This is a genomic window from Actinacidiphila yanglinensis (genome assembly GCF_900107965.1).
GTDB classification, from domain to species: domain Bacteria; phylum Actinomycetota; class Actinomycetes; order Streptomycetales; family Streptomycetaceae; genus Actinacidiphila; species Actinacidiphila yanglinensis.
This window is the reverse complement of sequence record NZ_FNVU01000003.1, coordinates 149,321-171,196: the sequence shown is the minus strand read 5'-3', so window position 1 is coordinate 171,196 and position 21,876 is coordinate 149,321. Positions and strand designations below refer to the sequence as shown.

At 72.0% G+C, this 21,876-nt stretch carries 20 protein-coding genes and 1 pseudogene; 4 read left to right on the top strand and 17 right to left on the bottom strand.

What is annotated here, in order from left to right; genetic code table 11:
• Positions 1-21: 21 nt before the first annotated feature.
• The 7 genes and pseudogenes from C4U44_RS07725 to C4U44_RS42355 all read right to left on the bottom strand — a co-directional run.
• Positions 22-2,631: a polynucleotide kinase-phosphatase gene (locus C4U44_RS07725; RefSeq protein WP_103884906.1), complete on the bottom strand. Its 2,610-nt coding sequence runs from the start codon at positions 2,629-2,631 to the stop codon at positions 22-24.
• Positions 2,628-4,199, bottom strand: coding sequence for a 3' terminal RNA ribose 2'-O-methyltransferase Hen1 (locus tag C4U44_RS07720; protein WP_103884905.1), 1,572 nt, complete (start codon positions 4,197-4,199; stop codon positions 2,628-2,630). Before C4U44_RS07720 ends, C4U44_RS07725 begins: the two co-directional genes overlap by 4 nt.
• 88 nt (positions 4,200-4,287) lie before the next feature.
• Positions 4,288-5,184: a homocysteine S-methyltransferase gene (mmuM, locus tag C4U44_RS07715; RefSeq protein WP_235031938.1), complete on the bottom strand. Its 897-nt coding sequence runs from the start codon at positions 5,182-5,184 to the stop codon at positions 4,288-4,290.
• A 142-nt stretch (positions 5,185-5,326) separates the two neighbouring features.
• Positions 5,327-6,247, bottom strand: coding sequence for an LLM class F420-dependent oxidoreductase (locus C4U44_RS07710; protein WP_103884903.1), 921 nt, complete (start codon positions 6,245-6,247; stop codon positions 5,327-5,329).
• Between the two features lie 35 nt (positions 6,248-6,282).
• A complete protein-coding gene (locus C4U44_RS07705) occupies positions 6,283-6,747 on the bottom strand; it encodes a DUF6099 family protein (RefSeq protein WP_103884902.1) in 465 nt (154 codons plus the stop codon).
• A 131-nt stretch (positions 6,748-6,878) separates the two neighbouring features.
• On the bottom strand, positions 6,879-7,238 hold the full coding sequence (locus C4U44_RS07700; RefSeq protein WP_103884901.1) for a nucleotide pyrophosphohydrolase: 360 nt from the start codon (positions 7,236-7,238) through the stop codon (positions 6,879-6,881).
• A 953-nt stretch (positions 7,239-8,191) separates the two neighbouring features.
• Positions 8,192-9,352: pseudogene (locus C4U44_RS42355) on the bottom strand (AAA family ATPase); the annotation flags it as partial.
• A gap of 236 nt (positions 9,353-9,588) precedes the next feature.
• Between C4U44_RS42355 and C4U44_RS07690 the strand changes: the two are divergent.
• A complete protein-coding gene (locus tag C4U44_RS07690; protein ID WP_235031902.1) occupies positions 9,589-10,197 on the top strand; it encodes a DUF1697 domain-containing protein in 609 nt (202 codons plus the stop codon).
• 61 nt (positions 10,198-10,258) lie between these two features.
• Here C4U44_RS07690 and C4U44_RS07685 read toward each other — a convergent pair whose 3' ends face one another.
• Both C4U44_RS07685 and C4U44_RS07680 read right to left on the bottom strand, forming a co-directional pair.
• Positions 10,259-11,617, bottom strand: coding sequence for a class I SAM-dependent RNA methyltransferase (locus C4U44_RS07685; RefSeq protein WP_103884899.1), 1,359 nt, complete (start codon positions 11,615-11,617; stop codon positions 10,259-10,261).
• Between the two features lie 210 nt (positions 11,618-11,827).
• Positions 11,828-13,921 carry an APC family permease gene (locus C4U44_RS07680; protein WP_103884898.1) on the bottom strand — a complete coding sequence of 698 codons (2,094 nt, stop codon included), beginning with the start codon at positions 13,919-13,921 and terminating at the stop codon, positions 11,828-11,830.
• Between the two features lie 233 nt (positions 13,922-14,154).
• On the opposite strand from C4U44_RS07680, the gene C4U44_RS07675 reads away from it, so the two are divergent.
• A complete protein-coding gene (locus C4U44_RS07675) occupies positions 14,155-14,823 on the top strand; it encodes a potassium channel family protein (protein ID WP_103884897.1) in 669 nt (222 codons plus the stop codon).
• Entirely contained in the window at positions 14,820-15,497 is a 678-nt protein-coding gene (locus C4U44_RS07670) for a potassium channel family protein (RefSeq protein WP_103884896.1), read from the top strand. Before C4U44_RS07675 ends, C4U44_RS07670 begins: the two co-directional genes overlap by 4 nt.
• 122 nt (positions 15,498-15,619) lie before the next feature.
• Here C4U44_RS07670 and C4U44_RS07665 read toward each other — a convergent pair whose 3' ends face one another.
• The 6 genes from C4U44_RS07665 to C4U44_RS07640 form a co-directional block, all read right to left on the bottom strand.
• Positions 15,620-16,402, bottom strand: a complete 783-nt coding sequence (locus C4U44_RS07665; protein ID WP_407642799.1) for a DUF3159 domain-containing protein — start codon at positions 16,400-16,402, stop codon at positions 15,620-15,622.
• Between the two features lie 4 nt (positions 16,403-16,406).
• On the bottom strand, positions 16,407-16,805 hold the full coding sequence (locus C4U44_RS07660) for an OB-fold nucleic acid binding domain-containing protein (protein ID WP_103884895.1): 399 nt from the start codon (positions 16,803-16,805) through the stop codon (positions 16,407-16,409).
• A gap of 151 nt (positions 16,806-16,956) precedes the next feature.
• Positions 16,957-17,712, bottom strand: coding sequence for an ABC transporter ATP-binding protein (locus C4U44_RS07655; protein ID WP_103884894.1), 756 nt, complete (start codon positions 17,710-17,712; stop codon positions 16,957-16,959).
• A 290-nt stretch (positions 17,713-18,002) separates the two neighbouring features.
• Positions 18,003-18,773 (bottom strand): DUF3710 domain-containing protein, encoded by a 771-nt coding sequence (locus C4U44_RS07650; protein WP_103884893.1) that lies wholly within the window; start codon positions 18,771-18,773, stop codon positions 18,003-18,005.
• A 2-nt stretch (positions 18,774-18,775) separates the two neighbouring features.
• Positions 18,776-19,300: a dUTP diphosphatase gene (dut, locus tag C4U44_RS07645; RefSeq protein WP_103884892.1), complete on the bottom strand. Its 525-nt coding sequence runs from the start codon at positions 19,298-19,300 to the stop codon at positions 18,776-18,778.
• Complete coding sequence (locus C4U44_RS07640) at positions 19,297-19,902, bottom strand: PaaI family thioesterase (protein ID WP_407642798.1); 606 nt, start codon at positions 19,900-19,902, stop codon at positions 19,297-19,299. Before C4U44_RS07640 ends, dut begins: the two co-directional genes overlap by 4 nt.
• Positions 19,903-20,014: 112 nt before the next feature.
• Here C4U44_RS07640 and C4U44_RS07635 point away from each other — a divergent pair, with 112 nt between their 5' ends.
• Positions 20,015-20,485 (top strand): DUF3093 domain-containing protein, encoded by a 471-nt coding sequence (locus C4U44_RS07635; protein WP_103884890.1) that lies wholly within the window; start codon positions 20,015-20,017, stop codon positions 20,483-20,485.
• A 61-nt stretch (positions 20,486-20,546) separates the two neighbouring features.
• Here C4U44_RS07635 and C4U44_RS07630 read toward each other — a convergent pair whose 3' ends face one another.
• Positions 20,547-21,329 carry a hypothetical protein gene (locus tag C4U44_RS07630; protein WP_200823169.1) on the bottom strand — a complete coding sequence of 261 codons (783 nt, stop codon included), beginning with the start codon at positions 21,327-21,329 and terminating at the stop codon, positions 20,547-20,549.
• Between the two features lie 12 nt (positions 21,330-21,341).
• Positions 21,342-21,641 carry a DUF4193 domain-containing protein gene (locus C4U44_RS07625; RefSeq protein ID WP_103884889.1) on the bottom strand — a complete coding sequence of 100 codons (300 nt, stop codon included), beginning with the start codon at positions 21,639-21,641 and terminating at the stop codon, positions 21,342-21,344.
• Positions 21,642-21,876 lie beyond the last annotated feature (235 nt).

The following is a 21,876-nucleotide window of genomic DNA, read 5'->3' as shown; positions in this document are numbered from 1 at the left end:
TGTCGCCGGGGCCGGGTGAGGTCAGAGCCGGGGGTCGACCGGCTCGGACTCCAGGGCGAGCACCGCGAACACCGCCTCGTGCACCCGCCACAGCGGCTCACCCGCGGCGAGCCGGTCCAGGGCCTCCAGACCCAGCGCGTACTCGCGCAGGGCGAGGGACCGCTTGTGGCCGAGTGCCCGGCTGCGGAGCCGTGCCAGGTGCTCGGGGCGGGTGTACTCGGGCCCGTAGATGATCCGCAGGTACTCCCGGCCGCGGCACTTCACGCCGGGCTGCACCAGCCGGCCGGACTCGGTGCGCACCAGGGCGGCCAGCGGCTTCACCACCATGCCCTCGCCGCCCGCCTCGGTCATTTCCAGCCACCAGCGCACCCCGGCCGCCACCGACTCCTCGTCGCCGGTGTCGACCAGCAGCCGGCGGGTGGCCTGGAGCAGCCCGCTGCCGTCGGCCTCGACCAGGCGGTCAATGAGGGCGAGCTGCCGGTCGTGCGGCAGGTCGGCGAGGCTGCGGCCCTGGACGGCGAGCAGCTGGAACGGTGCGAGCCGCACCCCGTCGAGCCCGTCGGTGCTCCAGCAGTAGCGGCGGTACGCCTCGGTGAACGCGGACGCGTCGGCGGCGCGCTCGACCTGCCGGGCCAGCAGCGCGGACACATCGGTGCCGCGCGCGGCCGCCGCCTCCAAAGCGGCGAGGGCGGCGGGGAAGGCGGCTCCGGCGGCGGCCCCCACCGCGGCGTACTGCTTGCGCAGCAGGCCGGACGCCTTCAGCGACCAGGGCAGCAACTCGGCGTCGAGCAGCAGCCAGCCGGTGTCCAACTCCTCCCACAGGCCGGCTGCGGTGACGGCGGCGCGCAGCCGGGCCAGCACCTCCTCGGTGACGGCAGCGTCGTCGAAGAACGGCCGGCCGGTACGCGTGTGCAGCGCGCCGGTGACCCCCGGAGTGGTCACGCCGAAGCGCTCCCGGGCGATCTCCTCGTCGCGGCAGACGAGGGCGACCGCGCGCGAACCCATGTGCTTCTCCTCGCACACGACCTGCGCGACGCCGTCCTCACGGTAGGCGGCGAACGCCTCGGCGGGGTGCTCCAGGTATCCCTCCTGCCGGGAGGTGGCGCACGGCGACATGGTCGGCGGCAGGTAGCCGAGCAGGCGCGGGTCGACCGCGAAGCGGCTCATCACCTCCAGGGCGGCGGCCGCGTTCTCCTCGCGGACGGCGAGCCGTCCCATCCGGGTGGTCTCCACCGTACGGCGGCCGGACACGTCGGCGAGGTCGAGCGGGCGACCGTCCCGCGCACCGGGCGCGGGGGTGGCGAGCGGCTTCACCGGCTCGTACCAGACCCGCTCGGCCGGCACGTCGACGATCTCCCGCTCGGGCCAGCGCAGCGCGGTCATCCGGCCGCCGAAGACGGCACCGGTGTCGAGGCACAGGGTGTTGTTGATCCAGGACGTGGTCGGGACGGGGGTGTGGCCGTAGACGACGGCCGCGCGGCCGCGGTAGTCCTCCGCCCACGGGTAGCGCACCGGCAGGCCGAACTCGTCGGTCTCGCCGGTGGTGTCCCCGTAGAGGGCGTGCGAGCGGACCCGGCCGGAGGTGCGGCCGTGGTACTTCTCCGGCAGGCCGGCGTGGCAGACCACCAACTTGCCGCCGTCCAGCACGTAGTGGCTGACGAGGCCCTCGATGAACGTCTTCACCCTCGCCCGGAACTCGGGGTCGCGCTTGTCCTCCTCCTCGAACTGCTCGATGGTCTCGGCCAGGCCGTGGGTGTGCTGCACCTTGCGGCCCTTGAGGTAGCGGCCGAGCTTGTTCTCGTGGTTGCCCGGCACGCACAGGGCGGTGCCGGCCTCGACCATGCCCATCACACGGCGCAGCACGCCCGGGCTGTCCGGGCCGCGGTCGACCAGGTCGCCGACGAACACGGCGGTACGGCCCTCGGGGTGCGTGCCGTCCTCGTAACCGAGCCTGGCGAGCAGCGTCTCCAGCTCCGAGCTGCATCCGTGCACATCGCCGATGATGTCGAACGGGCCGGTGAGGTGCGTCAGGTCGTTGTACCGGCGCTCGGTGACGACCCGCGCGGTGTCGACCTCCTCGGTCCCGCGCAGGATGTGCACCTTGCGGAAGCCCTCGCGCTCCAGTCCGCGCAGCGAGCGGCGCAGCTCCCGCTGGTGGCGCTGGATGACGTGCGGGGACATCCCGGCGCGGTCGGGGCGACTCGCGTTGCGCTCGGCGCACACCTGCTCCGGAACGTCCAGCACGATCGCGATCGGCAGCACGTCGTGCTCGCGGGCCAGCGCGATCAGCTGGCGGCGGGACTCGACCTGCACGCTGGTCGCGTCGATCACGGTACGGCGCCCCGCCGCGAGCCGCTTTCCGGCGATGTAGTGCAGCACGTCGAACGCGTCCCGGGTGGCGCCCTGGTCGTTCTCGTCGTCGCTGACCAGGCCGCGGCAGAAGTCGGAGGAGATCACCTCGGTCGGCTTGAAGTGCCGGGCGGCGAAGGTGGACTTGCCCGAGCCGGTGGCGCCGATCAGCACGACCAGGGAGAGGTCGGTGACGGCCAGCTCGCGCGGCGCCCTGCGGTCGGGCGCGGCCTCGGGGGCCAACGCGTCCGGGGTACCCGGGTTCACACGGTGCTCGGTCATGCGACGGCCTCCTTCTCGTCCGTGGTCTTGTCGCTGTCGCCGTGGTTGTCATCGGCGGCGTGGTTGTCACTCGTTGTGCGGTTGTCCCCGGCGCGGGTCCTGGCCGCGGCGTCCGGCCCGCCGTCCGCGGTGCGGCTGAAGACCGCCACCTGGGTGGGCGGCCCCACCTCCGGGTCGTCGGGCCCGACAGGCACGAACCGCGCCTGGTAGCCGTACCGCTCGGCCACCTCGCCCGCCCACGTGCCGAACTGCGCCCGGGTCCACTCGAACCGGTGGTCCGCGTGTCGCACATGCCCGGCCGGCAACGACTCCCACCGGACGTTGTACTCGACGTTCGGCGTCGTCACGATCACCCTCCGCGGCCGCGCCGAGCCGAACACGGCGTACTCCAGCGCCGGCAGTCGCGGCAGGTCCAGGTGCTCGATCACCTCGCTGAGCACCGCGGCGTCGTATCCCTTCAGCCGGCTGTCGGTGTAGGCCAGCGAACCCTGGAGCAGCGCGACCCGTCCCGCCTGCCGCTCCCCCATCCGGTCCAGCCGCAACCGGCGGGCCGCGATGTCCAGCGCCCGGACGGACACGTCCACGCCCACGATCTCGGTGAAGCGCGCCTCCTTCAGCAGCGCCGCCACCAACTGCCCCTGCCCGCAGCCCAGATCCAGTACCCGGGCCGCGCCGGCGGCGCGCAGCTCGGCGAGGATCGCCTCCCGGCGCTGCACGGCCAGTGGCGCCGGCCGCTCCGCCACCTCCTCCGGCACCTCGGGCTCGACGGCGTTGTCGATCGCCTCCACCTCGATGTCGTCGGCATCGGCCAGCCGGACGAGCTCCAGCCGCTCGTTCGCCTGCCGCGTCAGCGACCAGCGCCGGGACAGGTAGCGGCTGGTGATCAGCTTCTGCTCCGGGTGGCCCGCCAGCCAGCCCTCGCCGAACCTCAACAGCTTGTCGACCTCGTCCTCCGACACCCAGTAGTGCTTGGCGTCGTCCAGCACCGGCAGCAGCACGTACAGATGCCGCAACGCCTCCGCCAGCCGCAACTCCCCTTCCAGCGTCAGTGCCACATAGCGCGACTCGCCCCACTCCGGGAATCGCGAGTCGAGCACGATCGGCTCGGCCGCCACCCGCCATCCCAGCGGCTCGAACAACTTCGCCACCAGCGCCGCCCCGCCCCGCGCGGGCAGTACCGGCACCTCGATCCGCAACGGCATCGGCGCCGCCGCCCGCTCCGGGTGCGTCCGGCACTCCCCGCGCAGCGCGCTGGAGAACACCGTCCGCAGTGCCACCGCCAGCAGCGACGACGCGGCGTACGGCCGGTCGTTCACGTACTGCGCGAGCGACGCATCGGGCGCGCCACCGCGACCCTTGCCCTTCCCTCGCCGCACCAGCGCGGGCGAATCCACCTCCAGCAGCAGCGCGGCGGTGGTCGACTCGGCGCCCGCCTCGGGGTAGAAGACATGCGCCCGGCCGTAGGCCGTCGAGAACACCTGCGCCCTGTCAGGGTGCTTGTGCAGGAGGAACCCCAGGTCGGTGGCCGGACATTCGGTACTGCCGGTGGCAGTGATCGTCATGAACACGTACCCGAGTATCGGCGCCCGGGCTCCCGCCCGACACCGGATTACCGCGCCGCAGGCACCGCACGCACCACACGCACCGTTCGACCTGTCAGCCGCCGGCCCGCAACGCCGCCGAGATCCCCGCGATCCCGGTGGGCCCCACCCGACAGCAGCCGCCGACCAGCCGCGCGCCTGCCCGCCGCCACCCGGTGACCAGCGCCGGATCGAACGTCGTACCGCCCACCCAGTGCCGCCCCTCCGCGTCCCACTGCTCGCCGCTGTTGGGGTAGGCGACGACCGGCTTGCCCGTCACCTCCGCGGCCAACCGCACCGCGTCCCCGACCTCGCCCGGAGCGCAGCAGTTGACGCCCACGGCGACCACCTCGTCCCGGCCTGCCACCAGCGCGAACGCCTCCTCCAACCGCTGCCCGGCCCGTGTCAGACCGCCCTCGATCGTGTACGACAGCCACACCGGCACCCCGGCACCCTCGGCCGCCCTCAGCATCGCCTCACCTTCGTCGACATCCGGCACCGTCTCCAGCGCGAGGACATCCGGCCCCGCGGCAGCCAGCGCCTCGATCCGCGGTCGATGGAACCTCTCCAACTCCCGCACGCTCAGCCCGTACCTCCCTCGGTACTCGCTCCCGTCCGCCAGCATCGCCCCGTAGGGCCCCACCGACGCCGCCACCCGCACCTCGGGCCGGCCCGCAGCCGCCTGCCGGGCCAGCTCGACGCTGCGCCGCAGGAGTCGTGTCGCATCCGCGCGGCCGACACCGCGCTGTGCGAACCCCTCGTACGTCGCCTGGTAGCTCGCCGTGGTGAGCACCTGCGCACCTGCGCGCATGTAGGCGGTGTGAGCCGCCAGGATCTGGCCGGGCTCGTCCGCCAGCAGCCGGGCCGTCCAGAGCGGATCGGCCAGGTCGCAGCCCTGCTCGGCGAGCTGGTTGGACAGCCCGCCGTCCAGCACCAGAACGCCCTCGACCGGCACGACCGGCCGTCCTTCGATCGCCTTTCCGACGTCCGTCGCCTTCCCTCCTTCCACAGCGTTCCGCACGTGCTCCTTCCCGGTGGCCCTCCAAGGGCCCGTCCCGCCCGGCCCGCGAGCGGAATCCCGCTCCGCCGCGGGCACGGACGGCGTCATCGCAGCGTCACCCGAGCTGTGACTTCACCTGCGCGGAGATCAGCTCCAAGTGGTCCAGGTCCGCGAGGTCGAGCACCTGGAGGTAGAACCGCGTGGCACCCAACTCGGCGTACCGCCCGATCTTGTCGACGACCTCGGCCGGTGAACCGGCCAGCCCGTTGGCCTTCAACTCGTCCACCTCCCGCCCGATCGAGGCCGCCCGCCGCGCCACCTCGGCGTCGTCCTTGCCGACCGCGACCACCAGCGCGTTGGACAGCACCAGGTCGTCCGCCGCCCGGCCGGCCGCCCGGGCCGCCTCCCGCACCCGCTCGAACTGCCGGCCGCTGTCCTCGATCGACGCGAACGGCACGTTGAACTCCGCCGCGTAGCGCGCCGTCAGCTCCGGGGTCCGCTTGGCGCCCATCCCGCCGATGATCACCGGAAGCGACGCCTGAGCGGGCTTGGCCAGCGCCGGTGAGTCCTTGAGCTGGTAGTACTTGCCGTCGAAGTCGAAGGTCTGCCCCGCCGGCGTCCCCCACAGTCCGGTGATGATCGCCAGCTGCTCCTCCAGCCGGCCGAACTTCTCCTTCGGGAAGGGGATGCCGTACGCGGTGTGCTCCGCTTCGTACCACCCCGCGCCGAGCCCGAACTCGACGCGACCGCCCGACATCTGGTCGACCTGCGCCACCTGGATGGCCATGACGCCCGGCAACCGGAAGGTGCCTGCCGTCATCAGCGTGCCGAGCTTGATCCGGCTGGTTTCCCTCGCGAGACCGGCCAGCGTGATCCACGCGTCCGTGGGTCCGGGCAGGCCGTCGCCGCCCATCGTCAGGTAGTGGTCGGAGCGGAAGAAGGCGTCGAAGCCCAGGGCCTCGGTGGCCTTCGCGACGGCCAGCAGCGTGTCATAGCTCGCCCCTTGCTGGGGCTCGGTGAAGATACGTAGATCCATTCCTCCATCCTGCATCAGATGTGGTGCGGGCGGCCTCACCCCGATTCGGCGCGCGCCAGCACCTGCACGCGGTCCTTGGCCTCATCGACGGCGTCCAGCGCTTCGACACACTCCCAATAGGCCTCCTCGTCGCACGCGGAGGTAATGAGGGCCACCAGGGCGAGCCCGATCTCGCCCAGCAGGGTGCGAAGCGCTCGCAGCGCGCGGGTCGGATCACGGACCGTGGTCAATCGGGCGGCCCGGGGCGGCCCCACCCGCGTGGCCGAGACCACCGGTACCGGTCCGGCGCGGGAGACCGTACCTCCCGGATCTCGCGTGGACCCGCAGCGGCCGGGCCGGCCGCCCTCGCCCTCCGCCCGCCGGCCCCACTCCTCCGCCAGCAGCCGCCCGATCGCGTCCGTCAACTCGTAGGCCTGCCACGCCTCCGCGATGACGTCGTCCGGCTGCGGATCGCGGCCCATCGCCCGCGACGCCTCTTCCACAAGCCGTACCGCATCCATCGTCTGTGCCTCCCGTGTCCGAGGGGCGACCCGGCGCCGCCGTCCTCACATCACTCAGAGTGACGGATCACGAGCAGCGCGGAAGGGGCGGAACCGAATCTGTGGAAAACCCAGCATTGTGGATAACTCGGTCACTCTTTCGAGGGATCGGTGGGCTGAGCGGGCCCCGGCTTGGGAAACCTCAGCTCGTTCCGGTCGATCTTCGCCGCGAGCGCGGCCAGCACATCGATGTCCAGCACGGCGCAGAACTGGAGGAGGTAGGCGAGGACGTCCGCCACCTCGTCCCGCACCCGGTGGGCCGCTTCCTCCCCCTCCATCACCGCCGCCGACTGCTCGGGCGTCAACCACTGGAAGATCTCCAGCAGTTCGGACGCCTCGACGCTGAGCGCGGCGGCGAGGTTCTTCGGGGTGTGGAAGGGCTCCCAACGGCGCGCGGCCGCGAAGTCCACGAGGCGCTGCTGCAGTTCGGCGAGATCGTTTCGGTCGGTCACACGGACCGGTCTACCTCATCCTCGCCTTCGCTCGCCGCCCGGCCCTGTTCACCGCGCGCGCATGTGCACGGCGCGCGGTCCGGCCGCACGAAATCGGACTCGGCGCGCGCAGCGGGCACCGCTCGCACGGGAGTTGCCGGCGACGGATCAGGTTCCCGTCCGGCGCCCGGCAGCGCCGGTTCCGTGAAGGCGGAGTCGATCCAGGCCGGTTCGGCGTGACCGTGCATGGCGTCAACGGTGTCCGCGTAGACGTGATCGGTGAGGACGTCGAACCTGCCGTGCGAGGCGTCGTCGTACCCGGAACCGACGTACTCGGAACCGTCGTACCCGAAGTCGTCGTACTCGGAGCCGGGAGACTCGAAGTCGGGAGACTCGAAGTCGCCGTACGCGTCGCCGAACTGCGGTCGGCCGTAGGAAGGGGAGCTGCCCGGGAGCGGCTCGGCGGCGGATTCGGCCCAGTCGTCAACCTTCCGGCCGAACCCGGCTGAGGCCGCCCCGTCGGGAACCCGCACCGAAGGCTCCGGGTCCGCAGCGCCGGGCTCCACCGGAAGAGGCTTCACCGGAACGAGAGCCTCTTCCGGTCCGCCGGGCGACGGCCCCTCCGCGACCGCCGCGGCCCCTTCCGCCTCGCACGGTGCACCCGGTTCACGCGATTCACCCGTTTCGCACCCGCGGGTCCCCTCACCGTCCACGGCCGCCGCCAACTCCCCACCCCCGCAGGCACTCTGCTCCTCGCCGGCCGAACCCGTCCCACCAACGCCCACCGGCGCCACCCCACCCACCGCCTCCGCCGCGCCGGGCGCACCCTCCGCGCCGGACGGATCACCCGCACCCTCGGGCTCGCCGCCCGCCACACTCTCCCCCTCCGCCGAACCCTCCCCGCCGCTCCCCCGCTTCCTCCTCTTCCCGCCCCCCGACTTGATCACCGACCCCTCGCCGAGCACGGTCAACGCCACCTCCTCGCGCTCCTCCCCGTACACAGGGTCCTGCACGGTGCACAGCAGCCTGATGTGGCCCCGGGCGGAGGCGACTTCGGCCAGCCGCAGCAACTCGCGCACCTGCCGCCGGTCGACCCCGACGTCGAACCCGTCGGCCACGACGGTCAGGACCTGCCCCGCGGGCAGATGCTCGGTGCTGGTGTCGACGTCGAGCACGCCGGGACCGGTGAGCAGGACCAACGCCAGGGCCAGAAAGCGCAGTTCACCGTCACCGAGCCGATCGACCGGGACCATGCCGAGCGAACCGCGGTCGACCGCGGCGATCACCGCCTCGACCAGCGGCTCCCGGCTGTCACCGGCGATCAGCGCGGGCAGCGTCGTCAGGCCGTGAACGGGCCCGCTGCACACCGCGCGTACGGCTCCGACGAGCATGCCGTGCCGGATGCTGCACTCGTCCTCCGTCCTGGCCAGCACCGCGGACAGGTTGTCGCACGAGCTGCGCAGCCGCCCGTCGCCGACCCGGACGGGGCCGCGCATCAACTCCGGACGCGGGGCGATCGGGAAGACTCCGCGCAGTGCGACAACGAGTTGCTCGGCCGCGGCCAGCACCAGTCGCTGCCCGTCGGTGCGACCGGAGACCCGCAGCGGCAGCAGCGCCGTGGCGAGCCGGTCGTCGGGAAGGGGCGCCCGGGTGACCGCGACGGCGCCTGCGGTGTGCCACGCCGCCTGCACCGTCGGCCGGGTGGGGTCGCGAAGCGCCGTGGTCAGCAGGGTCTCGCCGGAGCCGGTGAGGCGCTCGCCGACGATCCGCAGGGTGGGTTCGACCTGGACGGCCAGGTCGAGGCGGACCGGGCCGAGCGGTCCGGCGGTGGTGCAGCCGATCCGGAAGCCGCGCCGCCCCTGCGCGTCGGGCAGAGCGCCTTGCGGTACGCAGGCCGCCGCGCCGCCGCGCACGAAGGACCTGCCGTTGCGGGACACGGCGAACACCTCCTCCAGATCGGCTCCGGAGGCGAGCCGTCCGAGGACGGCCAGTCCTTCAAGGACGCTGGACTTCCCCGTTCCGCTCCCGCCGGCGAGGAGCGTGAGCGGTTCGAGCGGGAACGTGGCACCCCGGTGTGATTTGAAGGCCGACAGCCGGAGTTCGGTGACGATCGGGCGCTGCTGGCTGCTGATCATGGGCGCGAAGGTATTCACCTCCGGGCGTGACGAACCGTTCCGGCGGACGATTCGTCCTTCGAAAGAGGGACATCCGGCATGATCCGCATGGATTCAGGAAAAACAGACCGACAGCGGATCGGATCATGGCAGTGCCCGAATCACCGCCTGTCCGGCTCGCACCTGAATCCGGATCCGTCCCTGTCCACGGGGCCGTCGGCGCCCGCCCGCCACACCCCACCACTACCTTTGCGGAGGTGACGAAACCCAGTACGTCCCGATCAGCGAGAACCGCGGGCGCGGCGGACACCGCCGGCTCGCCCGCCGGCAGCTATGTCGCGCTCCTTCGCGGCATCAACGTCGGGGGCCATTCACGGGTCCCCATGGAGACACTGCGCGGCCTGCTCACCGACATGGGCGGCACCGCGGTGCGCACCCATCTGCAAAGCGGCAACGCCGTCTTCACGCATGGAGAGGAGGAAGATCCACAACGCCTGGCCGCGGAGTTGGAGCAACGCATCTCCGACGCGTTGGGGCTGATCATCGCCTGCCTGGTCCGGACGGGGCCGGACCTGCGGCGCGTGGTCGACGCCAACCCGTTCTCGATGGAGGGTGTGGACGGCTCGCGGTTCGTGGTCGTCTTCTTGTCCGGGCCCCCGCCCCGGGAGAAGTTGGCGACCCTGGACCCGGCCGTCTACGCCCCCGACGAGTTCCGGGCCGGTGAGCGGGAGATCTACGCCCACTTCCCGGACTCGATCCGCAACTCCAAGCTGGCCACCCGGTTCACCGACCGGTGGCTGGGCCTGACCGCGACCTCGCGCAACTGGAACACGGTCGTCAAGCTCCTGGAGATGAGCGGGGCGTGAGCGGCCCACGCCCGGGTCGGACGGAAGGACATGACGTCAGCCCTTCCCGTGCGCCCGCGGCTCACTTCCCGCGTGGCCCCAGGATCGCCACGCACTCCATGTGGTGGGTGAACGGGAAGAGGTCGAAGGCCGTCAGCCGCAGCGGGTGGTAGCCCTCCTCGGCGAACCATGCCAGGTCGCGCGCGAGGGCCGCCGGATCGCAGGCGACGTAGGCGATGCGGCGGGCGTCGAGGGAGGCGACCTGCCGGACGATGGCGTGGCCGGCCCCGGCCCGGGGCGGGTCGAGGACCACAAGGTCGGCCTCGGTGATGCCGGTTCGGGGCAGCACCTGCTCGACCTTGCCGTGCTCGATCCGGACCCGTTCGAGGTCCTGGAGGTTGTGCCGGGCGTCCTCGACGGCGCGCTTGGCGGACTCCACGCCGAGTACGGCGCCGCGGTCACCGACCCGTTCGGCCAGGGCGCCGGCGAAGAGCCCGACTCCGCAGTACAGGTCGAGGGCCATGTCGCCCTTGCGGGGCATCAGGCCCTGCATGACGGCCTCGACGAGAACGTCGGCCGCCTTCGGGTGCACCTGCCAGAAGCCGCCCTCGCCGACCCGCCAGGTGCGGCCCGCGGCGCGCTCGCGGACGAAGGGGCGGCCGTGGACACGGTGCACGGCGTGGTCGCGTTCGCCGATGCGCTGCACGGAGACGGGCTTGTCGAGTTCGACGATGGGCAGCCTGCCACCTGGCCGCGGGGTGAGGACGACCTGGCGGTCGTGGGAGCCGGTGGCGGCGATCGCCTCGACGGTGGCGATCTGCGGCCAGGTGCGCGCCTCGACGCCGAGTTCGGTGACGCCCGGAGCGGCGATGAGGCAGTGGTCGATCACCTCGACATCGTGCGAGCGGTGCCGGCGCAGTCCGACCCGGCCGTCGGCGTCCACGGCGTACTGCACGCGCGTGCGCCAGGCGGGCACGGTGGAGGTGTGGCGGGCGTCGTCGGAGCCGGTGGTCGCCGCAGGAGCGGCCTTGTCGCCGGGCGCGGGTGCGACGGTGCCGTCCCAGCCCGCTTCCTCGGGGGTGAGGCCGGCGAGGCGGGCGAGTTGCTCGGTGAGGACCGCCGCCTTGAGCCGGCGTTGGGCGCCGGGGGTGGCGTGCTGCCAGTCGCAGCCGCCGCAGCGGCCCGGCCCGGAGAACGGGCAGGGCGGCTCCACCCGGTCCTTGGCCGCCTGGAGGATGCGCACGGCATCGGCGCGAAGGAAGCGTGCCCCCTGCTCGCCCTCGGTGACGCGGGCGACGACCCGTTCGCCGGGGAGCGTGTGCCGCACGAAGAGCACCTGTCCGGCCTCGGTGCGGGCCACGCAGTGGCCGCCGTGTGCGACCGGCCCGACCTCGACCTCGAACTCGTGGCCGACCAGCGAGGGGGCGGAATCGGTCTGCATGGCGGCGCTGCTCCTGAGGTGGACCGCGAGGCGGCTCGCGGGACTGGTCGGCGGGGGACGGCGACCGCCCAGTCTACGTGCGCTCCCGCCCCGAGCGGACCGGCTGCTTCTTCCGGACCCGCCCCGCGCTCCCTACGCCACCGGCCCGCGCTCCGCCGGACCCCGACAGGCCCGCTCCGAGCCCCACCCCGTTCCCGCTGCTCCGCCCCGCTACTTCTGCCCCGCGCCGGCACCGGCGCCCGCACCCGCGTCCGGCGCCGGGCGCTGCTCGCGGTGGTCGGTCCTGGCCGGGCCGACCGGACCGCGGCGGATGGAGCCGGGCGCGTTCCAGTTCGCACGGCGCCGGGCACGCGCGCGGGCGGCCTCGGAGGAGTCGAGCTGCCATGGCACCGAGGTGACCATGACGCCGGGGCTGAACAGCAGGCGGCCCTTGAGCCGCAGGGCGCTCTGGTTGTGCAGCAGGTGCTCGTACCAGTGGCCGACCACGTACTCCGGGATGTAGACGCTGACCACGTCCCGCGGGCTGTCGCGGCGCAGGCCCTTGACGTAGTCGATGATCGGCCGGGTGATCTCGCGGTAGGGCGAGTCGAGGACCTTCAGGGGCACGTCGATGCCGCGCGCCTGCCACTCGGCCTGGAGGGCCTTGGTGTCGTCGGGGTCGACGTTGATGCTGAGGGCTTCGAGGCTGTCCGAGCGCATCAGCTTGGCGTAGGACAGCGCGCGCAGGGTGGGCTTGTGGAGCTTGGAGACCAGCACGATGGAGTGCACCCGGGACGGGCGGACGTACTCGTCGCCGGGTTCGTCCTCGGCGGCGATCTCCTCGGAGACGCGGGTGTAGTGCCGCCGGATCGCGGTCATCGTGGCGAAGAAGATCACCATGCCGAGCACCGCGACCCAGGCGCCGTGGGTGAACTTCGTGAGCAGCACGATCACCAGCACCAGCCCGGTGAGGAATGCGCCGAAGGCGTTGATCGCGCGGGAGCGGTACATGTGCCGGCGCTTGGCCGGGTCGGTCTCGCTGCGCAGGTGCCGGTTCCAGTGCCGGACCATGCCGGTCTGGCTGAGCGTGAAGGAGACGAAGACGCCGACGATGTAGAGCTGGATCAGCCGGGTGGAGTTCGCGCCGTAGATGTAGACGAGCACCGCGGCGAAGCCGGCCAGCAGCACGATGCCGTTGGAGAAGGCGAGCCGGTCGCCGCGGGTGTGCAGCTGGCGCGGCAGGTAGCGGTCCTGGGCGAGGATCGAGCCGAGCACCGGGAAGCCGTTGTAGGCGGTGTTCGCGGCCAGGAACAGCACCAGCGCGGTGACCGCGGCCAGGAAGATGAACGGGATCGAGTTGTGCCCGAAGACCGCCTCGGCGACCTGCGCGATCACCGGGTCCTGGGTGTAGTGGGCGCCGAGCGGCCTGCCGTGGTTGAGCAGGTCGGTGGCCGGGTTCTCGGCCATCCGCACGTGGGTGTCGATGGCCAGCGCGATGATCCCGCAGAACATCGTGACGGCGAGCAGGCCCATCGCCGCGAGCGTGGTCGCGGCGTTCTTCGACTTGGGCTTCTTGAAGGCCGGCACACCGTTGCTGATCGCCTCGACCCCGGTGAGCGCGGCACAACCGGAGGAGAACGCCCGTAGCAGCAGGAAGATCAGCGCGAATCCGCCGATGCCGGAGGACTGGGCATGGATCGTGTAGTGCGCGGTCGGCGCGCTCATGTCATGCCCGGAGGCGATCTTGAAGATGCCCCACGCGATCATGCAGAAGACGCCGAAGACGAACGCGTAGGTCGGGATCGCGAAGATCGTCCCCGACTCGCGCACCCCGCGCAGGTTCATCAGCATCAGGATCACGATCATCCCGACCGCGCCGAGGACCTTGTGGGTGACGAAGAACGGCACCGCCGAGCCCAGGTTCTCGATGCCCGAGGCGACCGACACCGCGACGGTGAGCACGTAGTCGACCAGCAGCGCGCTGGCGACGGTGAGCCCCGCCTTCGGCCCCAGGTTGGTGGTGGCGACCTCGTAGTCGCCGCCGCCGGAGGGGTAGGCGTGCACGTTCTGCCGGTAGGAGGCGACCACGGTGAACATCAGCACCACGACCGCACCCGTGATCCACGGACTGAAGTGGTAGGCGGAGGCGCCGGCGATCGACAGGACCAGCAGCACCTCACCCGGCGCGTACGCCACGGAGGAGAGCGGGTCGGAGGCGAAGACGGGAAGGGCGAGCCGCTTGGGCAGCAGCGTTTCGCCCAGCTTGTCGCTGCGCAACGCCCGGCCGATCAGAATCCGTTTCGGCAGGTCGGTCAGTTTGGACACCCCGCGATGTTAAGGGATGTGCCTCCCACCCGTGTGCCCTGCGGCCGACGAGTGTGACGAACTTGTGCCACCGCACCGGCGGAACCTTCTGCGCCACCCCTCGCGTGTGTAGCTTGGGCCCTCGGTCTGAGAGTCTTGGACCAACTTTTACGACGACGGCTCTTGGTTTCACGGTCTTTGTCGCATCAGTCGTCAGACTCAGGCATCAAGTGTTGGCAGCCGGAAGGACGGTCGTGCACGTCGTGATTATGGGATGCGGGCGAGTGGGTTCAGCGCTCGCGCACTCCCTCGAACAGCATGGTCATACGGTCGCGGTGATCGACCAGGACCCGACGGCGTTCCGCCGGCTCGGCTCCGGGTTCGGCGGGCGTCGGGTGACCGGAGTCGGGTTCGACCAGGACACGCTGCGTGAGGCCGGAATCGAGGAGGCGGGCGCCTTCGCGGCCGTCAGCAGCGGCGACAACTCCAACATCATCGCGGCCCGGGTGGCCCGCGAGATGTTCGGCATCGAGAACGTGGCGGCCCGGATCTACGACCCCAAGCGCGCCGAGGTCTACCAGCGCCTGGGCATCCCGACGGTGGCCACCGTGCGCTGGACCGCCGACCAGATGCTGCGCAGGCTGCTGCCGTCCGGCGCCGAACCGCTGTGGCGCGACCCCAGCGGCGGTGTCCAGCTGGCCGAAGTGCACACCCCCGCCGCCTGGATCGGCCACAAGGTGAGCCGGCTGCAGGACGAGACCGGCGTCCGTGTGGCCTTTCTCACCCGGCTCGGCGAGGCCACGCTGCCGACCTCCCAGACGGTGCTGCAGGAAGGCGACCTCGTCCACGTCATGATGCGCACCGACGGCGTCGCCGACGTCGAGGCCGCGTTCGCCAAGGGGCCCGAGGGGGCGCAGTCATGAGGGTCGCCATCGCCGGGGCCGGCGCCGTCGGCCGCTCCATCGCCGCGGAACTGCTGGAGAACGGCCACGAGGTGCTGCTGGTCGACAAGAACCCGACCTCCATCTCCGTGGAGCGGGTCCCGCAAGCGGAGTGGCTGCTCGCCGACGCCTGCGAGATCACCTCGCTCGACGAGGCCGCGCTCCAGCGCTGCAACGTGGTGATCGCCGCCACCGGCGACGACAAGGTCAACCTGGTGGTGTCGCTGCTCGCCAAGACGGAGTACGGCGTCCCACGGGTCGTCGCCCGCGTGAACAACCCCAAGAACGAGTGGCTGTTCAACGAGTCCTGGGGTGTCGACGTCGCCGTCTCCACCCCGCGCCTGATGTCGGCACTGGTCGAGGAGGCGGTGAGCGTCGGCGACCTGGTACGACTGCTGCGCTTCAGCCAGGGGGACGCGAACCTCGTCGAGTTGACGCTGCCCGAGGAGGCCGCGCTCGTCGGCACCCGGGTCGGTGACGTGGAGTGGCCCACCGACACCTCTCTGGTGACGATCATCCGCGGCAACCGGGTGCTCACGCCCTCCAAGGACGACGCCCTGGAGGCGGGCGACGAGCTGCTGTTCGTGGCGGCGCCGCACCGCGAGGAGCAGTTGGAGGACCTGCTGTCGGTCCAGGACGCCGCAAGCGGCGAGTAGGCCCGAGCAGCCGGCCCGCAAGGCGCAGGGCAAGCAGGGCAAGCGGAGCGCCCGGACATGCGAACGGGGCCCCGAACCACCACAAGTGGTTCGGGGCCCCGTTCGCATGTCCGGGAGGGCACTCAGTCCGAGACGGGCGACGCCTCGTGGTCCTTCTCGGCCTGCGCGGCCTTCTCCTCCTTCTCGGCCTTCTCCGCCGCCTCCATCTCCGCGATCACGTCGATCGGCGGCGGCGCCTTCACCAGGAAGATCCAGGTGAGGTAGACCGACAGCAGGAACGGCGGGATGCCGAGCGCCACCTTGACCCAGCCGAGCTGCGTCGCGTTGCCCCACCAGTACAGCGGGAAGAGGATCGCGGACTTGGCCAGCAGGATCAGGCCCCACGCCCAGCTCGCCTTGGTGTACGCCCGCAGCCGCCCCGGGTTGCGGGTGCGCCACGACAGGTTCTCCTTGAAGATCGGCCCGAGGATCAGGCCGAGCAGCGGGACCCTGGCCGCCGCGGTGACGATGTAGGCGATCGCGAGGCCGAGCGTGTAGAGCATGCCCGGCAGGTAGAAGTTCTTCGCGTTGCCCGACATCATCGCGAAGACCGCGCCGAAGGCGACCCCGAACACCCCGCTGAAGGCGTGCTTGAGGGTGTCGCGCTGGAGCAGCCGGGTCACGCCCATCACCACGGACAGCGCGAGCGAGGCGATCGCCGAGCTCTTGATGTCGTGGTTGACCGTGTAGATCGCGACGAAGATCAGCCCCGGCACGGTGGTCTCCACCATGCCGCGGACCCCGCCGAACGCCTCGAAGAGCGCCGCCTCGGTCACCGCGCGGGCCGCCTCGTCGGTGCCCTGCGGACCGTCGGGGCCCGCCGGATCGGCGCCCACCGTCTGATCCGTGTTGTCGATCGACGTCACCTGGTTACTCCTGTCCGACCGGACGCAGCTCGTACTTGGGGTTGAACAGCACCGGACGGCCCCGGTTCATGGAGATCCGGCCGGACGCGATGATCATGCGTCCTGGTTCTATGCCGACGATGCTGCGGCGCCCCAGCCACACCACGCCGAGCGCGGCCGAACCGTCGAAGAGCTCGGCTTCCAGTGCGGGCACGCCGGCCCGAGGACGGAGCGTGACCGTACGCAGCGTACCGGTCACGGACACGATCTGTCGGTCGGAGCAGTCGCAGATCCGCGTGCAACCGACCGCGAGGGCGTCCTGTTGCAGTTCCTCGGAGTCCAGTTCCTCCTGCGAGGAGGACAGGCGATCGAGCATGCGACGGAAGCGACCCGCGGGCCTGTCGGAACGGATACCACCACTCATGAGATCCAGGGTACCGGGATGCCCACCGGGGACCAGAGTGCTCGGGCGGCAACGCCGGGCACGTTCCCGCCGCACCGGCGCGACGCCGGCCCCGTCGAACCGCGCCCGTCTCCCGCGTGGGCCGCGCGCCCCGTCTCCTGCGTGCCGGACGCTAGGGCGTGTCCGCCTCGCGCGCGTCGACGATCCGCCCGTCCCGCAGCTCCAGCACCCGGTCGGCCAGGGCAAGCAGCTGCGCGTCGTGCGTGGCGACCAGCGCCGTCACGCCCTCGCTGCGCACCACCGCGCGCAGCAGCTCCATCACCGCCAGTCCGGTGTCCGCGTCGAGCTGCCCGGTGGGCTCGTCGGCGATCAGCAGCACCGGGCGGTTGGCGAGCGCGCGGGCGATCGCGACGCGTTGCTGCTGGCCGCCGGACATCTCCCCCGGCCGCTGCGCGGCGTGGTCGGCGAGGCCGACCAGGGAGAGCAGCAACTCGACGCGCTCCTCCCGCTCGCGCGGCGGGACCTTGCGCAGCCGCATCGGCACGCCGACATTCTCGGCGGCGGTCAGGATCGGGATGAGCCCGAAGGACTGGAAGACGAAGCCGATCCGGTCGCGGCGCAGCGCCAGCAAGGCGTCGTCGCCGAGCCCGGCCAGGTCGGTGCCGTCCAGCACGATGCGGCCGCCGTCCGGGCTGTCCAGGCCGCCGACCAGGTTCAGGATGGTGGTCTTCCCGGACCCGGAACGGCCTTTGAGCGCGACCAGTTCGCCGCGCGGCACGGAGAAGGACACCCCGCGCAGCGCGGGCACGGCGGTGTCGCCGGAGCCGTAGGTACGCCGCAGGTCCTCGACGACGACCATGTCACCGGCGTCCGGACCCTCGTCGACGGCGGTGCCCGCACCGGTCCGGTCGGCGAACTGCTCGCTCATGCTTCTTCCTCCCCCTCCCGGCCCGTTCTCCGATCGGGCCGGCCCCGTCGCGGTGGCCCCCGCCGGCGCTTCCACGGTCGTCCCCGCCGGCGCGGTCCCGGCCGCCGCCATGGTCACGGTCCGGCCGCCGCGTATCCGTACGGTACGCCGCGACCGCCGGGAAACCAGCCGGTGGCGGGTAACGATCAGGACGACGCGCGGAGTTGGCGAGGCCGGCCACGGGGCACGGCACGCACAGATCACCCGGCCGCCGAACGTGCCGGCGACCGGGTGGGGTGGGTCCGGCGGGCTCAGTGCAGCTCGGTGATCTCCGGGCCGCGCCGCATCGGGTCGATGCCGTCACCGAACTTCGACGGCTCGCTCGGCTCGGGCGCCGTGCCGTCCGGCACCATCTGCGCGTCGTTCGGCAGCTTCAGCACGATCGGGTCGCGCGGCGCCATCGGAGCGTCACCGCGCAGCACCACGGTGTCACGGAAGACCGACTCCAGCACACCGGCCGCGGCGGGCTGCACCGCACCCTGGCCGGAGATCACGCCGCGCAGGAACCAGCGCGGACCGTCGCAGCCGATGAAGCGCACGAGCTGCACTCCGTTGGTGCCGTCGGGCAGTTGGACGGGGACCTGCGCGCGCAGCTCCCATCCGAGCGGGCCTTCGACCTCGTCGACGATGCCGCCCTGCTGGGTGATGCCCGAGGCGATCTCCTCGCGCACCTCGCCCCAGATGCCCTCCGACTTCGGGGCGGCGAACGCCTGGAGCTGCACGGCGCTGTCCCGCAGCACCACGGTCGCGGCGACGATGGACTCGCCGGCCACCTCGACCCGCAGCTCCATACCGTCGACACCGGGCACGAACAGGCCGCCGAGGTCCACCCGGCCCTCGCCGGGCTCCTGCACCTCGCTCACGTCCCACGGGCCGTCGGGCCGCGGGGCGGGCGGGAGGCTGTAGTCGGACGACTCCTCGGAGTCGTCCGGCTCCGCGGTGTCCTCCGCCGAGTCGCCGGGGCCCTCGGCCTCGTCGAGCTCGTCGATGGCGTCTTCGCGCTCCTTGCGACGACGGAACACGGTCACTGTCCTTCCCGGTCGCTGACGACCGATGCGTATCCGTTGCTGGACGTGTCCGCCGACGGTGTCTGCACCGCGGCGTGACCCCCCGTGGAGCCGAAGCCCCCCGCGGCCCTGGCAGAGCCCGGCAGTTCCGCGACCTCGTGGAAGCGAACCCGCTCGACCTGCTGGACGACCAGTTGGGCGACCCGATCGCCCGGCTCGAACCTGACGGTTTCGCGCGGGTCGAGATTGACCACGATCACCTTGATCTCCCCACGGTACCCGGCATCCACCGTTCCCGGGGCATTCACCATCGCCACTCCGCAGCGCGCGGCCAGGCCGGAACGCGGGTGGACGAAGGCCGCGTAGCCGTCCGGCAGCGCGAGGGCGATGCCCGTGGGCAGCACCGCCCGCTCGCCGGGCGCCAGTTCGGCCGCTTCCGTGGTGATCAGATCGGCGCCGGCGTCCCCGGGGTGCGCGTACTCCGGCACCGGCACCGAGTCGTCGAGCCGGCGCAGCAGCACATCCACCGGCGGCCGGCTCACGGGTTCACCTCGAAGGCGCGCGCGACCTTGACCTGGTCCGGGTCGGCCATCGCGGCCTTGATCTCCTCCGGGCGGCCGTTGCGGGTGAAGTGGCCGAGTTCCACCTCGACGAACAGCGCGTCGGCGCGGACCGCCACCGGGCCGTCCGGGCCGCCGATCCGCCCCTCGGCGCTGCTGTAGATCTTGCGTCCGTCCACCGCGGTGCAGCGCGCGGACAGGTACAGGGTCGAACCCACCGGCACCGGCCGCAGGAAGTCCGACTCCAGCCGCCCGGTCACCGCGATGATCCGCAGCATCCAGCTCAGCGAGCCGAGCGTCTCGTCCAGCGCGGTGACCAGCACCCCGCCGTGCGCGAGCCCGGGCGCCCCCTGGTGGGCCGGCTGCACGGTGAACTCCGCGGTGACGCTCACGCCTTCGCCCGCGCGGGCCGCCAGGTGCAGCCCGTGCGGCTGGGATTCGCCGCAGCCGAAGCACTGGTCGTAGTGCGCGCCGAGCAGTTCGCCGGGCACGGGCGCCTCGGGATGCCGTACGGGCGCGGCGGCGCCGGGCGGCGGCGCCAGGCCCGGTCGGCTCGCGTTCGGAGGTGTTGTGGCTGCACTCACGCCGCAGACCTTATCGCGCAAACCAGTGGGTGCCCCTGTTCGCCCGCACGGCTCTGCCGCGCTCGCCCGGTCCGCGAGCGGCGGCCCGTGGGGGGCATGGCAGTCTTGTGCCATGCCTGGTGCCACGCAGCCCTACGACGAACGCCTCACCGTGCCGCGCTCCTGGTGGTTCATGGCCATCGGCGGGGGCGTCGGCCTGGCCCTGGTCTTCTTCCCCTTCGGCCTGCTGGCGATGCTCGGCGGCCTGGTGGTGGGCGCGGCCCTGTCGATGATGATGGTCAGCTCCTACGGCTCCGCGCGGATCCGCGTGGTGGCCGGATCGCTGGTCGCGGGCAAGGCGCGCATCCCGCTGGAGGCACTGGGCGACGCCGTGGTGCTCGACCGGGAGGAGGCCGTGGCCTGGCGGTCGTACAAGGCGGACCCGCGCGCGTTCATGCTGCTGCGGTCCTACGTGCCGACGGCCCTGAAGGTGGAGGTGACCGATCCGGCGGACCCGACGCCGTACGTCTACCTCTCGACCCGCTCGCCGCAGCAGCTGGCCGACGCGCTGGGTGCGCTCAGGACGGCCGGTCGCGCGAGCTAGGTGACGCGCCCGCCACGGGCGGTCACGCGGGCGGAGGGACCTCGCTGGGGGCCCTCAGCGGCTACTCCTGGACGGGGCCGGGGGGTTCGGACGATCCGGGGTGGCCCGCCTCGCCACTGAGCTCGGCGCTCTCCACGATCAGCGGCCAGGGCAGCTGGTGGGCGCGCAGGTCCTTGCGGACCCGGCGGGCGAGCTTGCGGGTGTCGCGCCGGTTCATCAGCGCGCCGACGGCGGCGCCGATCATGAACGGCGTCAGCGACGGGGTGTGTCTGAGGGTCCGGCGCAGGAGCCGCTGCCGCATCTCCCGCTTCATGCTGGTGCCGAGCGCCACGTTGAGGGTCGACAGCTTCAGCGCGTCGATGCCGCGCTGCTCCGTCCACGACCACAGGTAGGCGGTGGCGCGCTCACGCGCGGTGCCGGGGACACGCAGTCCGTAGACCTCGTGCAGCTCGGCGATGAGCTTGTACTCGACGGCGGCCACGCCGAGGGTCTCCGCGGCCAGTTCGGCCGGCATCGCGGGCGGGGTCGGCAGCATGGCGGCCGCGCCCACACCGGCGCCGACCGTCATGGTGCCCTTCACGGCTGCGGCGATCAGCCGGTCCGCGATCTCGTCCGGGCCGAGGCCGGGGAACTGGGCGCGAAGCGTGTCGAGTCCGCGCACGGGGATGCGCGGAGCACTCTCGACGAGCCGCTCGGCGACCGAGCCGATGCCGACCTTGGCCAGCCGCCCGCCCGCACGAGCACCGCCGCCGACGCCCCGGGTGACCCCGTGGACGCTCGCGGCCGCGAGCGAGGCCGCGCGGCCTCGCTCGACATTCCGTCGCTCCTCCGGTGAGCCGCTCACGGCGCGGGCCGGTCAGGCCGCGCAGTCGCGGCAGATGGGATTTCCGTTCTTCTCGGCAGCGAGCTGGCTCCTGTGGTGGACCAGGAAGCAACTCATGCAGGTGAACTCGTCCGCCTGACGGGGCAGGACGCGGACCGAGAGTTCCTCGTTGGACAGGTCAGCGCCGGGCAGCTCCAAAGATTCCGCCTGGTCGAACTCGTCGACGTCGACCGCGGAGGTCGACTTCTCGTTCCGCCGGGCCTTCAGTTCCTCGATGCTGTCCTCATTGACGTCATCGTCGGTCTTGCGTGGGGTGTCGTAATCCGTAGCCATTTCGCTCTCCCCCTGTGGGTGTCTGTGGTGTCTCCAGCGCACGTAACGCGCGGGAGGCCGGACTTGTGCCCGACCCGAGGCGGAGATTTTGCCTCACATCAAGGCCTGTTACTCAATCGACACCCGATAACGCCCCCGAAGAGGTGATCGCAAGGGTGGCCGATCATGGTCCGTGGCGGTCTGAAAGTCACCCGCCATGGATGCCTCTCCGTGTACTTCCCGTGATCATGACCTG